The 13,329-nt window shown below is 46.4% G+C and carries 13 protein-coding genes; 8 read left to right on the top strand and 5 right to left on the bottom strand.

Annotated features, from left to right (window positions below):
• Positions 1–84: 84 nt before the first annotated feature.
• On the bottom strand, positions 85–672 hold the full coding sequence (locus ACFS25_RS07680; RefSeq protein WP_381498219.1) for a Crp/Fnr family transcriptional regulator: 588 nt from the start codon (positions 670–672) through the stop codon (positions 85–87).
• Positions 615–821, bottom strand: coding sequence for a LytR/AlgR family response regulator transcription factor (locus ACFS25_RS07675; RefSeq protein ID WP_381500792.1), 207 nt, complete (start codon positions 819–821; stop codon positions 615–617). Before ACFS25_RS07675 ends, ACFS25_RS07680 begins: the two co-directional genes overlap by 58 nt.
• 702 nt (positions 822–1,523) lie before the next feature.
• Between ACFS25_RS07675 and ACFS25_RS07670 the strand changes: the two genes are divergently transcribed.
• On the top strand, positions 1,524–2,951 hold the full coding sequence (locus tag ACFS25_RS07670) for an amidase (RefSeq protein WP_381498216.1): 1,428 nt from the start codon (positions 1,524–1,526) through the stop codon (positions 2,949–2,951).
• A 50-nt stretch (positions 2,952–3,001) separates the two neighbouring features.
• On the opposite strand, the gene ACFS25_RS07665 is transcribed toward ACFS25_RS07670, so the two are convergent.
• The 3 genes from ACFS25_RS07665 to ACFS25_RS07655 all read right to left on the bottom strand — a co-directional run bounded on the left by ACFS25_RS07665 (position 3,002) and on the right by ACFS25_RS07655 (position 5,683).
• Complete coding sequence (locus ACFS25_RS07665; protein WP_381498212.1) at positions 3,002–3,583, bottom strand: Crp/Fnr family transcriptional regulator; 582 nt, start codon at positions 3,581–3,583, stop codon at positions 3,002–3,004.
• 109 nt (positions 3,584–3,692) lie between these two features.
• On the bottom strand, positions 3,693–4,598 hold the full coding sequence (locus ACFS25_RS07660) for a helix-turn-helix domain-containing protein (protein WP_381498209.1): 906 nt from the start codon (positions 4,596–4,598) through the stop codon (positions 3,693–3,695).
• Positions 4,599–4,663: 65 nt separating this feature from the next.
• Positions 4,664–5,683, bottom strand: a complete 1,020-nt coding sequence (locus ACFS25_RS07655) for an SDR family oxidoreductase (RefSeq protein WP_381498205.1) — start codon at positions 5,681–5,683, stop codon at positions 4,664–4,666.
• A gap of 189 nt (positions 5,684–5,872) precedes the next feature.
• On the opposite strand from ACFS25_RS07655, the gene mnmA reads away from it, so the two are divergent.
• The 7 genes from mnmA to ACFS25_RS07620 all read left to right on the top strand — a co-directional run bounded on the left by mnmA (position 5,873) and on the right by ACFS25_RS07620 (position 13,273).
• Complete coding sequence (gene mnmA, locus ACFS25_RS07650; RefSeq protein WP_381498202.1) at positions 5,873–7,033, top strand: tRNA 2-thiouridine(34) synthase MnmA; 1,161 nt, start codon at positions 5,873–5,875, stop codon at positions 7,031–7,033.
• Between the two features lie 65 nt (positions 7,034–7,098).
• Complete coding sequence (locus ACFS25_RS07645; protein WP_381498199.1) at positions 7,099–7,791, top strand: 3-keto-disaccharide hydrolase; 693 nt, start codon at positions 7,099–7,101, stop codon at positions 7,789–7,791.
• A 33-nt stretch (positions 7,792–7,824) separates the two neighbouring features.
• Positions 7,825–8,076, top strand: a complete 252-nt coding sequence (locus tag ACFS25_RS07640) for a hypothetical protein (RefSeq protein ID WP_381498197.1) — start codon at positions 7,825–7,827, stop codon at positions 8,074–8,076.
• A gap of 44 nt (positions 8,077–8,120) precedes the next feature.
• Positions 8,121–8,807, top strand: coding sequence for an HAD family hydrolase (locus tag ACFS25_RS07635; protein WP_381498195.1), 687 nt, complete (start codon positions 8,121–8,123; stop codon positions 8,805–8,807).
• A 63-nt stretch (positions 8,808–8,870) separates the two neighbouring features.
• Entirely contained in the window at positions 8,871–9,977 is a 1,107-nt protein-coding gene (locus tag ACFS25_RS07630; protein WP_381498193.1) for an agmatine deiminase family protein, read from the top strand.
• Positions 9,978–10,077: 100 nt separating this feature from the next.
• Positions 10,078–10,779 carry a hypothetical protein gene (locus ACFS25_RS07625; protein ID WP_381498191.1) on the top strand — a complete coding sequence of 234 codons (702 nt, stop codon included), beginning with the start codon at positions 10,078–10,080 and terminating at the stop codon, positions 10,777–10,779.
• Positions 10,780–10,870: 91 nt separating this feature from the next.
• Positions 10,871–13,273, top strand: a complete 2,403-nt coding sequence (locus ACFS25_RS07620; RefSeq protein ID WP_381498189.1) for a peptidylprolyl isomerase — start codon at positions 10,871–10,873, stop codon at positions 13,271–13,273.
• Positions 13,274–13,329: the final 56 nt, after the last annotated feature.

Raw genomic sequence — 13,329 nt, 5'->3', positions numbered from 1 at the left:
TTTCGTGTTGTTTTACAAACACAAAGGTGCCGTCAGTTGAAGTCCTGAAAAATGAACTAGATTACATTATTCCTGTGAACTGGTTCACTTTCTCTTCACTTTATGGTTGCGTATTTTGTTCAGAAACTCTCTGGTCATACCCAGATAAGAAGCAAGGGCAAATTGTGGTAACCGCTGGGCGACAGTGGGATACGTTTCCAGAAAATCCGTATAGCGCTCTTCCGCCGTACGGGTCAGGGCTGAAATGATTCGGCGTTGATGAAAAGCCGCCGTGCGCTCGGCGACGATCCTGAAAAAGCGTTCAAATTTAGGGTTGGCCTGCTTTAGTAGCTGTTCGGTTTCGTACTCAATCTGCAAGACCGTACTGTCTTCCAGAGCCACGACGAACATGGTAGCAGGTTTTTGATAGATATAACTGTTGATATCGGAAATCCACCAGTCTTCCATCGCAAATTGGATAGTATGATCCACGCCATCCTTGTCAATCACGTATGACCGAAAAGCCCCTTTTATAACGAACGTCCTATATCTGGCTATAAAGTCGGGCTGAATAATGAATTGTTTTTTCTTGATCTGCTTTACGTTAAATGCAACCGTAAACTCAGCAAATTCCTCTAGAGACAACGATATAATCCGTTGTAGGTATTTATTAAAGGCATCCAGTTCAAGCATACAACAATATAGGAGCAATGAATGCGCATAAAAAAAGGCTGGGGTAACTTTTCTTCAATGTTCTTGAACGTGACGGATAACAAATATTCTTTTTCTCTAGTAAAAATGCGACTGTAATTCCTGTCGGCTTCAATGTACAGGATATCCATTATCATTATTTTTATCCTTCGCTCATTCCGGCGAACAAGGATGCAGTCACTTAAAATGAAGGGATTTTCTTCATCTTCAATACTGTTCAATACGGATTCTTCTCCCGCAACACCAAGACGACTGATGGTGAGTTCAATAGCTCGTTGCCGATCAAGTTGCTTGCAAGGTTGTGTTATGAAAGCGGCTGGTCGTGTCTGTTTAGCCCGGTTAAAGGTAGCTTCGTCAGAATTGGCGGTTTGCCCCAATGAGCATTTCATCTTCTACCACCAATATGTTGATCAACATGTCCATTAGTCTCTCTTAACTGAAGAAGATGCCGCCAAAGTACGAAAACTTTAGGCTAGTTACCCCGAAAGTGACAATCTCAGAAAGCGCCCGTGGCTAGTACACACCAAATAAAAGGTGTGGTCCTGTTTGCTCAATTCATCCTACGCTCAGTCAATTAAGGCTCGTAAGAAACAAAAATTAATCCGGGCCAGTCATGCCCGTCATGATCGGCTTCGTGTAAACCTTAACGTATCGGATGAGACGTTCCATGAAAACCACGACAGGAAATCGTCACTCAAATAGTTAAAAAGCGTGACAAATGTCAACGCCAGATTGTGTCATATGGCTTCGTTTCGGGTGTGCAGTCACATCTACTTTTGTTCAGGTAATTCGGCCAGTAAGTGGTAAAGAATTGACCATTAAAAACAAAGTAGATGAAAACTCCAACCAGTAAAATAGACCCGATTTATTACCAGGAAGCAGGTACTCTGGCCCAGATGATCCGCAACAAGGAAATCACTTCGGTAGAAGTAGTACAGGTCCACCTCGACCGCGTGGCCGAAATCAACCCGCGTATCAATGGGGTAGTTACCCTGATGGGCGAACAGGCACTCGAGGCAGCGGCTATTGCGGATAAGGCAGTGAACAATGGCGAGGTACTAGGCCCGTTGCATGGCGTACCTTTTTCGATCAAAGATGCCATTGACACAGCTGGTGTACCCACACAACGCGGCTCCAGGCTATTCGCCGGTTTCATTCCCGATAAAGATGCCACCGTTGTTACCCGCATGAAGAATGCTGGCGCCATTCCTTTAATGAAAACCAATATACCCGAATTTTCTGCCCATTGGGAGTCGGATAACCTAGTGACAGGGCGTTCGCTGAACCCCTGGAATCCTGACCGCACGCCCGGCGGGTCAAGTGGTGGAGAATCTGCAGTGATTGCAGCCGGTCTTTCGCCGATTGGTTTAGGCAGCGATGTAGCCATATCCCTTCGCGGCCCGGCAGCTTTCACCGGTATTGCTGCGTTAAAAGCAACGCATGGTCGGGTTCCGTATACGGGTCATTTTCCCACAGTTTTGAGCAGGTTCTGGCATATAGGCGCCATGGCTCGTACGGTAAAAGATGTGGCTCTGGGTTATTCGATCATCAATGGTGCAGATGGCATTGACGGATATAGCATTTTTGCTAGGGATGCACAACCCGCCAATTTTAGACTACCGGGTCAAAAGATTCGCGTAGGCTGGGTGTCCGATACTGCGTTCGGCCCGGTGGATCCCGAAATCACGGCTACGGTCAAAGCTACAGCGCAATTGCTGAAAGACCTTGGTTGCGATGTGGAGGAAGTGCGCCTTCCGTTTATGGAAGATACCGATTGGCTGACTACTTATTTTGTCCTGATCTACGGTGAACTAGTGCCCTATATGGAACAATTTACCAAAGGCCATGAAGCCGATCTGCATGTTATAGGCAAGGCAACCATGGATTATCCGTTGCTAAATGCTACGGAATATGTCAAAGCCGAAGGCAGGATAGAAGCGCTAAAAAGTCATTTTGCCAATTACTTCCTGCAATATGATGTGTTATTGCTACCTGTAAATCCCATGACCGCGACCGGACACAGCCTGCAGGAATACGTCGTTGACGGAAAAACGGTATCGGCCTATCATGTAATGGCTGCCACAGCGCCCTTCAATGCCACAGGCTTACCGGCATTATCCGTACCAATAACTTTAAGTTCCGAACGATTACCGATCAACGTCCAACTGGTTGCCCGCTGGTTCGATGAGGCTACGATATTGGAACTGGGTGAAAAGATCCAAACCAACAGTGATGCTTATGGAAAACACCCGATCGCTTAATAAATAGTGTTAGGATTCTTAAAAACCTTTCGGAGCGATTCGGGAGGTTTTTATTTAGGCTTCGTGAATTCTTTCCTGATTCGGCTCAAGGTTTCCCGTGATATGCCAAGATAAGAGGCCACCATGTGTAAGGGTACCTTATTAAATACCTCAGGATAGGTCTTTTGAAATTCCAGGTATTTCTTTTCAGCAGAAGAACTGATAAGGGAATAAATTCGCTGTTGGCTGGTCTCATATCCCCGGGCCAATAGTTTTTCATTAAATAACGTCAAAGCAGGAATCGTCATCATTAATTCTTCCCAATCATTTTTGGTCCAGATAATAACCTTACTTGCGGCCAGGGCTTCGATGTTATACTTGAAGGGCATGTCATGATTATAGCTTTCCTGGTCACTGATCCACCAATTTTCTACACCAAAACGCAGTGTATGATCAACGCCATCATCATCGAACCGATAAAGCCGGAAGCAACCGCTGAGTATAAAACAGGTGATCTTCCATACTTCACCATCATGAAGTATGGATTGCCATTTTCGTAATGTCTTTTCTGTGCTGGCCGCCCGGATGAGCTGCAATTCTTCATCAGAAATATCGACCCATTCGCGTAAATAATTTTCAAAAGCATCAGACATTTGGCCAAATCTAATCGAATAATAGGATTAAAACACCGGTCTTATTCTCAAACAAACTGTTAAAATCAATAATGACAATTGATAGAAATAATGTCAGTTACTCCGGTCATTAATTAAAAGTTTGCCGAAATTCCAGCGGAGAACTATTCGTTTTCTTTTTAAATAATTTATTGAACGATTGCGGGTATTCAAATCCTAATTGATACGCAATTTCACCAACCGTCAGATTAGTTACAGACAGATATTCTTTCGCTTTTTCTATCAGTTTTTCATGAATGTGCTGTTGAGCGGTCTGACCTGTCAGCGAACGTAACATATCACTTAAATAATGAGGTGTCAGGTTAAGTTTTTCGGCTATTGATTCGACGGTTGGAAGCCCATTTTTCGACGTCTCTTCTTGCTCAAAATAGGCATTCAATAATTGCTCCATCCTGGTTAACAAATCATGATTGACGGCTTTTCGGGTAATAAATTGCCTTTCGTAAAACCGATTGCTGTAATTTAATAACAGGTCGATCTGAGAAAGAATAATATCCTGAGTATGCCGGTCTATACGCTGATATTCTTCATCGATCATCTGAAAGATCTCTGCAATATTTTTTTCTTCCTTGTCCGAAAGATGCAACGCTTCATTAACAGTATAGGAAAAGAATCCATAGTTTTTGATCCTTGTTGCAAGTGGATGTTTATATAGAAAATCAGGGTGAAAAAGTAACGCGTAACCGGATGCTGGATCGAGTGTATCAGCTTGTGGAGTAGGAAGTGACAGGACCTGCTTAGGAGTAACAAAAGTCATTACACCTTTATTGTAGTCGTAGTATTGCTGACCGTATTTCGTTTTTCCATGAACGCTTCTTTTTAGTGATATACAATAAAAATTCAGAGAAAAATGCTCCCATATCTCACTATCCGTAAAACGCATATCCGAAATGCGGATTACGCTCACCAGTGGGTGTAATGGCTCCGGCATGGATACCAAACGATGTTTTTCGGATATGGAGTGAATGATATGCATGATGATCTGTTTACAAATTCACAAGCAGCAACCAGCTTTTAGGGTAGTTGCCTGCTTGTGAATGACTACCCTAAGATTTGCTGTTTGATCTCTTTTCTAAATTCTTCATTGCCTATTTCTAAACGACGTGCATACATGGCTTTTGCATCTTCGCCGGCAAGGTAGCGCACCTGTTCCTTACCATCTGTTGCCGCTTCATAAACTACTTCAGCAATTTGTTCGGCAGTTGAGGCCGATTGCATCATTCCATCTATAGTAGCAAACAATTTGTCCTCTATTCCCTGATAATCGGGATGTGATTTCCTGTCAAGCGACCGGCCCGTAAAATCGGTAGCAATACCACCCGGCACAACCGTTTTAATACCGATATTATGCAAGCCTAACTCAAACGACATGCCTTCAGACCAGCCTTCTAACGCAAACTTTGTTGCGTGATAAATAGAATGCAACGGAAATCCAAAAAGCCCGCCTATGGACGTTGTACTAATAAATAAACCGCTTTTCTTTTCTCTCAAATGCGGAATAAATGCCTGTGTAACACGTATTACACCTAAAAGATTGGTGTTGATCTGTTTTAAGATTTGTTCATCACTAAAGGCTTCCAGGGCACCCATCAACCCATAACCCGCATTATTAAATACAACATCGATGCTGTGCGGCGTAATGGCTTTTGCCACAGTGGTTTTGATTTGCTCCAAATTGGTCACATCAAGCGGCAAAAGCGTAACGTTTTTCAATTGAGCAAGTTCTGTTTCCTTTTCTGGATTTCGCATCGTAGCAATTACGTTCCAGCCCTTCGATTGGAATAATTTAGCCGTAGCTTTTCCCAAACCTGCCGATGCTCCTGTAATAAAAATTGTTTTTTGCATAATTCCGCTTCTTGATTTACAGCACAAAAGTCCGGCAAATAGAAAAGCCTTATGTTTCCAAAACGTGGTTGGATGTTTCCAAACCGTGGGAATAGTTGGTTTAGCCGTACCAATTTCTTGATGTAATCGGGTACTGTACATCGTAGAATCAGCCATATCAGCAGCTATGATGAACATTACTTGCAAACAAACGGAGTTGCCTGTGCGGAGTTCCATGGATGAGACATTTTAACGTACGACCAACAACATACATGTGCAAAATCATATCGTTTCCTACCAATGTCCTTCTTCCGAAACTAAGACTCCTTCACTTTGTGTTCGTATCTTTGTAGGTCGTTTTTAACGGATATCGACCTAATCAAAAACAGTAAAATCGGAGGACTTTGAACCCTCGCAGATCGCACAATGAGCAAACACGGACGCATTTTGGTCGCCATGAGTGGCGGTATCGACTCTTCGCTGGCAGCGGTCTTGCTGCACGAAGAAGGTTATGAGGTCATTGGTATGACCATGAAAACCTGGGACTACGCATCTTCGGGTGGTACCAAAAAAGAAACTGGCTGTTGCAGTCTCGATAGCATCAATGATGCCCGCAACATTGCTGTTAGCCTCGGCTTCCCGCATTACATTTTAGATATTCGGGAAGAATTCGGGGATGCGGTTATCGACCATTTCACGGGCGAATATCTCGAAGGTCGAACGCCAAATCCCTGCGTTATGTGCAACACCCATATCAAATGGGATGCCTTACTTCGTCGGGCTGACCGGCTCGACTGCGACTCGATTGCAACAGGTCATTACGCGAACATTCGGGAAGAAGCTGGTGGCAGGTTCGTTCTTTCTAAAGGCGTTGATTCATTGAAAGATCAATCTTATGTGCTGTGGGGGGTATCGCAGGCTAGTTTAAGCCGAACAAAACTGCCACTCGGTCACCTGCTGAAATCCGAAATTCGGGAGATGGCTAAAGAGCGCGGCTTCATGGAATTAGTTACCAAATCGGAATCCTACGAAATCTGTTTTGTTCCCGACAATGACTACCGGGGCTTTTTGAAACGGCGCATGCCAGGTCTGGAAGCCGAAGTAGCCGGAGGCAATTTCATTATGGAAGGCACCGGCAACGTTATGGGCAAACACCAGGGATATCCGTTTTACACCATTGGCCAACGGAAAGGGCTGGGTATGGCGTTTGGCCAACCAATGTTTGTGACTGAGATTCGAAAAGATACCAACGAAGTGGTATTGGGGTTGGATAAAGACCTGTTCCGCGATGGGATGATTGTGAGTAAATTGAACCTACAAAAATACGACCGCATCAACGGACCATTCGAAACCGTCACGAAAGTGCGTTATAAAGACTCCGGTACGCCAGCAACCATTTCGCAAACGGGCGACAAAATTGAGGTTCTTTTCCAGGAAGGTGTATCGGCCATTGCACCCGGTCAAGCTGCCGTATTTTACGAAGGCGACGATGTAATTGGTGGTGGCTGGATTATGAAAAGCTTCCGTCAGAGCGAGAATCAACTCGGCCAGCCGTTTGCGGCAAAAGATATGGTCATTAGTCAATAGTTTTTAGACGCGAAACCACCACAGGTACAGTGGTTTCGCATCTATATGTTATCTCTACAATATACATGAAACAATATCTTCTACTTGCAGGCCTCACACTAGTCTTTACAGTCCGCATGTTTGCTCAAATTCCGCCTAAAGGTCATCCTAATACTGCTTCTTCTGGCTGGAAACCCCTTTTTGCAAGCGATCTATCCGATGCGAGCTACCCCAAAGGAATTTGGAGTATGGATGATGGCGGTATTCTGACGGCCACTGCCGATAAAGCTATCTGGACGGCAATACCCTACGATGATTTTGTGCTGGATTTGCTGTTCAAAACTGCCGATGGCACTAACAGTGGCGTGGTTGTACATGCCAGCGATACGACTAACTGGATTCCGAACTCAGTAGAAATTCAAATTGCCGACGATTACGCCCAGAAGTGGGCTGATTCGCCCACAAATTGGCAGTGCGGAGCCTTTTTTGGGCATCAGGCGGCAATCAAACAACGTCTGGTCAAAAAGCCCGACGAGTGGAATCGATACACGGTAACGTGTCAGGGCAAGATGATTTATGTAGTGCTCAACAACCAATTAGTGAACACTATAGACCTGTCTAAATTCACTTCGGCCACCGCTAACCCTGATGGTTCGACTGTACCGGCCTGGCTCAACAAAGCCCCCGCCGACTTACCCTTGCATGGCTATATTGGGCTACAGGGCAAACATGCCGGAGCGCCCATTTACTTCAGAAATCTTAAGATAAAGGCCCTATAATATATTCTGCGCGGCATTTATTCTTTATTACGTATGCAAACCGAACCCCAAACCCGTCATAGTCGCACGCTACCCGAACTGCGTTTCTCCCTAAATCTGCTCTACATGGGGCGGTTGCTGCTAGGGATGAAATCACCTTCGTTTACTACTGATGAAGGTATAGATACGTTCGATGAGCGCATTGAAGACGTGACCGATGAGTTAGTGTCTACGGAATTACTCCATGAAGCAGCCATTTTAGCCGGTGATATTTTGCCGGTGACAACGTCAGACAACGAGGTTTAAGCGGTAATCTGCTTTCTTTGCGGCTCCATTCTCCTTTATTTCTCATGCCCAATACATCTCCGGCTCTTCCGTGGGCCGCTCTTTTCGACATGGACGGTGTTTTAGTTGATAATACCGACTTCCACGTTAACGCCTGGTTACAATTCGCGCAGCATCATAATCGCCCTTTGACGAAAGCTCAATATGTCGAAAATATCAACGGGCGCGTTTCAGCCGATGCGATGGCTTATGTATTTCAGCGGCCAATTTCGCCCGGCGAATTGATTGTGCTAACCGAGGAAAAAGAAGCTATTTATCGTGAATTGTATCGCCCGCATCTTCAGCCTGCGCCGGGGTTACTGGATTTTCTGGGTGCGTTAAAAGCGCAGAAGGTTAAGCTGGCGGTGGGTACATCGGCCCCGGAGAGCAATGTTGGGTTTACACTCGACGGGCTTCCTCTAAGACCTTATTTTGATGTCGTGGTAGACTCCAGCATGATTCACCGAGGCAAACCCGACCCCGAAATTTACTTGATGGCCGCCAGCCGAGTGGGTGTAGAACCTAACCGATGCGTAGTGTTCGAAGATGCGTTCGCGGGTATTGAAGCGGGTCTCCGGGCGGGCATGAAAGTCGTTGCACTGGCAACTACACATACACGCGAAGAATTGGCAAATACGGGTGCAGCCCTAATTGTGGACGACTTCACTGGTTTGGTCGTAGACACCATAGCGCAATTGGTAACGAGAACCTAACAAACCAAAGCCGCTTAATTCTGTAACTTTGCAAAAAACGGCATCAGTGCCAACGTCATACGCTTGAATATCACTTCCAAAACTACGCTGATTCCCGCTCGTGAGGGGTTTTTCTTTCCTGCCGAATGGCATCCCCATGTAGCCACCTGGCTCAGTTGGCCGCATACCGAAGCCTCCTGGACCCGCGAGCGACAGGCGCTAATGTTTCCTGCTTACATTGACTTTATCAAGGCCATCGCTGAGAGTGAGCAGGTGTGTATCAACGCCCACAATGACACTGTTATTCAGGAAGCCAAACTACGATTGTTGGCAGCGGGGGCTGATATGAGTCGAATTACCCTCCTGCCCCACCCTACCAACGATTCCTGGTGCCGCGACCACGGACCGGCTTTTCTGATAAATCCTCAGACAAAAGAACGGATGATTGTTAACTGGGGCTATAATGCCTGGGGAGGTAAATACCCCCCCTACGACCGCGATGACTTGATTCCGGTAGAAATAGCCCGTTACCGCAACCTGAATTATGTTACGCCAACAGCTTCCACTGCCGCAGTATCCACTGGGGCAGCCTCCACAGTAGGTATCATTATGGAAGGGGGTTCGGTAGAGTTCAACGGGGCCGGAACGGTATTGACCAGTCGCGCTTGTTTGCTCAATCAGAACCGTAATGCCCACCTGACGCAAGCCCAAATTGAACAATATCTGTGCGACTATTACGGCGTTCAACAAGTGTTGTGGGTGGAAGAGGGCATTGTTGGTGATGACACCGACGGCCATATTGATGATACAGTTCGCTTTGTCAACGAGGATACGGTTATTGCGGCTTATGAATCAAATCCGAACGATGACAACTACCCGTTTTTGCAGGATATCCACCACGAACTTCGGACTATGCGGCTTTTAAATGGAAAGCAACTAACCGTTGTCGAGTTGCCCATGCCCGATCCCGTTGTGAGCGATGGACTGCGTTTACCGGCATCTTACGCCAATTTTCTGATTACGAACGGAGCCGTTATTGTCCCGACGTTTCGCTGTGCCAAAGACCAGCCAGCCTTAGATATCATTGGTTCTTGCTTTCCTAACCGTAAAATTATTGGTATCGACTCGACTGATATCGTGTGGGGCCTGGGCAGTTTCCATTGCCTAAGCCAGCAGGAACCAAGTGTTTAAGAGAAGGTAGTAATAGTGGTATTAGCAGGGTCTTACGAGCGGTTTGAGAACCTAACACCACAACAAACAGTAAAAACTCCTTGCCTGGATTGGCAAAATCATGCGTATTCGTTCACTCGTTTTTCCATTATCAGTTGCGGCACTCTTCACAATAGGCTGTGCCCGTCAACCTATCCTTACGGCTGAGCTGACACCCCGTTCGCTGAAAGCCGTGAATCTGGAAGAAACAATAAGTCAACGAGACGAATTAATGATGGCCTATTCGCTAACCAGCTACGACGCGCAGAATAAAGCCGTAGCCGTTGTTAGTGGGGGCTGGGGTGTCGAAACAGTACAAAAGAATCAACAACTCGACCTGCAAACCATACCACATCAGGCAAAGTCAATCACGTTGGAACTACCGCGAAATGGCCGAATTGTGGCCTCATTGGTTCTAATTGAAATAGACGATTACAACCGGGCGAAGCAGACTCTGACGAAAATTCAGAAGATCCACAATTTAGTTTCTGTTCCGGCGGGACTGTTGCTAACGGCAACGGAAGTATTAACGCCCTTGAAATATGTAGCAGCCGGATTAGTGGCTTCGGGCGTTGGACTACAATTGCTGGATAAACTTGATAACGATGATCTGCTCGGCCAAAGCAGTGTAGAACTGCGCGAAACAGATGTACGACAGAAGAAACAGCGATTTGTTCGAGTACCAGCCGTTTTTACAGGGCAAAACCTAAAGGATTCATTTGACTATCGACTTGAGTATGACATTACCCTTAAGTCGGTGAAAATCCGGCCCGTACGCCAATAAGCTCGCTTCGGTAACGTTGCTTATAAATACCGAATGTTTTTGCCGCCATATCTGTTTTACCAATACTTCCAAAATCACCTCTACAGACGCTATGCGCCATTTCACAGGCGGCTTATTGCTGGCTTTTCTTGTAACAGCCTGTAAAACAGTCGCACCGGTTGTTCAGCAAACACCACCAGAGCCAGTTATTTTAACGCTGGGAACAAAAGGCTTTACGACCGATGATTTTTTTCAGTCGTTTACCAAAAATCAGCTTTCGGCCGATTCAGCCCAACGAACCGACGTAAAAAACTACTTTGATCTATATACGAATCTAAAGTTAAAAGTGTTAGCCGCCGAATCTGAAGGCCGCGATACAACAGAGGCTTTTCGGGAGGAGATGAACACCTACCGCAAACAATTAGCGCAGTCGTATCTGACAGACAAAGTACTGGTGGAGTCATTAGCAGCTGAAGCCTACCAACGCATGCAGGAAGAAGTTAACGCATCGCATATTCTAATCTCCGTTTCTGAATATGCGTTACCTACCGACACCTTGGCGGCTTATCAAACTATACTATCATTACGCAAACAGGCCTTGGATGGGGCAGATTTTGCTACACTGGCGCGGGAGCATTCGCAGGATATAGCCACGAACCAAAACGGCGGCAATTTAGGTTATGTAAACGCCTTTGGAGTGTTTTATCCGCTAGAAACGGCCATTTACACAACGCCAACAGGAGGCATTTCGCAACCCGTCCGAACACGTTTTGGGTATCACCTTATCAAAGTCAATAATCGCCGGCCAGGCCGGGGTCGGGTGCGGGTGGCCCATATTCTGGTACGATTAAGTCCCACTGCCGATGAAGCGGGTCAGAAAGTGGCGCAGGAACGAATTGATGGGGCTTATGCCAGGCTGCAAAAAGGAGAACCGTTTGAACAGGTTTGCCGACTGGTGTCCGACGATGCTACCTCCAAAATAAACGGGGGAGTGCTACCCATATTTGAACCCGGACGGTGGGTGCCTGCTTTTGAAGATGCCGCCTTTGCGCTGACCAAACCCGGCGATTATTCAAAACCCGTTCGCACTAATTACGGCTGGCACATTATCAGGCTTGTTGACCGAAAAGGACTGGACTCTTACACCACGCTGGGACCTTCGCTACGGCAGCGCGTTACGACTGACAGCCGTGCAGATATTTTACGGCAGTTCACAGTGGAGCGCTTACGAAAAGAGTATGCAGTTCGAGAGGATAAAGTGCTTTTGGAGAGTGTTTTCGCTAAGGCCGACAGCAATTTATTGCACGGTCTATGGCGCTATACCGAACCGCTCGATCCGGCTCTGCAAAACAAGCCTCTTGTAACGGTTGGCAATCAGCCCTACACGGTTGACCAGTTTTTCACGTATGTTCGGCAGCGGCAACAGCCTCAGCGCAATCCGGCATTGGCCGCCATTCCCGGAAATAAACAGGCAGACCAAGTCGTTGGTGGCTCGCCAACAGTTGCCATGCGTCAACTGTTTGATCGGTTTGTGGGCGACCAGTTGATAGCCATAGAAGAGACTAACCTTGACAAAAAATCACCCGAATTCCGAGCGTTGCTAAACGAAATTCGGGATGGCGTTCTTCTTTCGCAGGTGATGGAGCAGAACGTCTGGGAACGCTCGATGGCCGATTCGACTGGCCAACGAGCGTATTTTGAGCAACATCAGGACACATACCGCTTACCCGAACGAGCAATGGCTACTATAGTTGTTGCGCAGAACGATAGTTTACTGAAACAGGCGACCAGTATGCTTAGTGGTCGCCCACCGTATCAGCTTCGACGCTCGGCGGCTCCCCTAACATTTGAGAAAAACAAAACAACGATGACAACCAGCCTTCGCGAAACCCTGTTCGATGTACTAGTTGTTATGAGTACAAATCCCGACTATGTGGTTGAAGTAAGCGGTTCGCACGACCCCACCGAACGCGATTCGGTATCGGCTGGGCGGATTCGGACGGTGGTCAGTTATTTGCAGAAAAATGGCGTCTCGCTAAATCGCATTATGGAAAAAGATTTTCAGGGTGCACGACCAGGAGCAATAAAAGACGCCCAGCGAAATATATCTTTCCAGTATTTTAGCAACGCCAAAGACGACATCGCGAAAGTAATAAATGGCAAATATTCACTGCTAGCAGGTTCTCTCCGGTCGGAAAGTTCTGGTGGAACACCGCGTACTGCCGACGTTTCGGCTGTGACAATTATGACAGGTTTATTTGCCCAGGGTGACAGTCCATACCTGGATGGCATCAAACAATGGCAAGTTGGTAGCACTATTATGCATCGGGATAAAAAGGCCATTTCTGTCCAGATTGACCGTATTGAACCGGCTCGCGCCAAAACATTTGCCGAAGCCCGAGGAACCGTAATCAATGAATATCAGACAACACTTGAAAAAAAGTGGCTGGCTCAACTCCGACAAACGTACCCGGTGAAAGTCAATAATGACGAGATTCGGAAGTTAGTAAAGTAGTGTGCCGTTATACTTCGGATCCGGTAACCCGGCTTCGATAATATGACAGACTAGTT

The organism is Spirosoma flavum (assembly GCF_042686045.1).
Taxonomy (GTDB): Bacteria; Bacteroidota; Bacteroidia; order Cytophagales; family Spirosomataceae; genus Spirosoma; species Spirosoma flavum.
Note: the sequence above shows the minus strand (reverse complement) of the source record. Positions and strands in the feature narration are given on the sequence as shown.

Coding starts and splice junctions, on each gene's coding strand:
- ACFS25_RS07665 (WP_381498212.1), bottom strand. CDS start 3,583: ATGTCTGATGCTTTTGAAAATTATTTACGCGAATGGGTCGATATTTCT.
- ACFS25_RS07655 (WP_381498205.1), bottom strand. CDS start 5,683: ATGGAACTCCGCACAGGCAACTCCGTTTGTTTGCAAGTAATGTTCATC.
- ACFS25_RS07670 (WP_381498216.1), top strand. CDS start 1,524: ATGAAAACTCCAACCAGTAAAATAGACCCGATTTATTACCAGGAAGCA.
- ACFS25_RS07620 (WP_381498189.1), top strand. CDS start 10,871: ATGCGCCATTTCACAGGCGGCTTATTGCTGGCTTTTCTTGTAACAGCC.
- ACFS25_RS07635 (WP_381498195.1), top strand. CDS start 8,121: ATGCCCAATACATCTCCGGCTCTTCCGTGGGCCGCTCTTTTCGACATG.
- ACFS25_RS07675 (WP_381500792.1), bottom strand. CDS start 821: ATGGATATCCTGTACATTGAAGCCGACAGGAATTACAGTCGCATTTTT.
- ACFS25_RS07680 (WP_381498219.1), bottom strand. CDS start 672: ATGCTTGAACTGGATGCCTTTAATAAATACCTACAACGGATTATATCG.
- ACFS25_RS07660 (WP_381498209.1), bottom strand. CDS start 4,598: ATGCATATCATTCACTCCATATCCGAAAAACATCGTTTGGTATCCATG.
- mnmA (WP_381498202.1), top strand. CDS start 5,873: ATGAGCAAACACGGACGCATTTTGGTCGCCATGAGTGGCGGTATCGAC.
- ACFS25_RS07640 (WP_381498197.1), top strand. CDS start 7,825: ATGCAAACCGAACCCCAAACCCGTCATAGTCGCACGCTACCCGAACTG.
- ACFS25_RS07625 (WP_381498191.1), top strand. CDS start 10,078: ATGCGTATTCGTTCACTCGTTTTTCCATTATCAGTTGCGGCACTCTTC.
- ACFS25_RS07645 (WP_381498199.1), top strand. CDS start 7,099: ATGAAACAATATCTTCTACTTGCAGGCCTCACACTAGTCTTTACAGTC.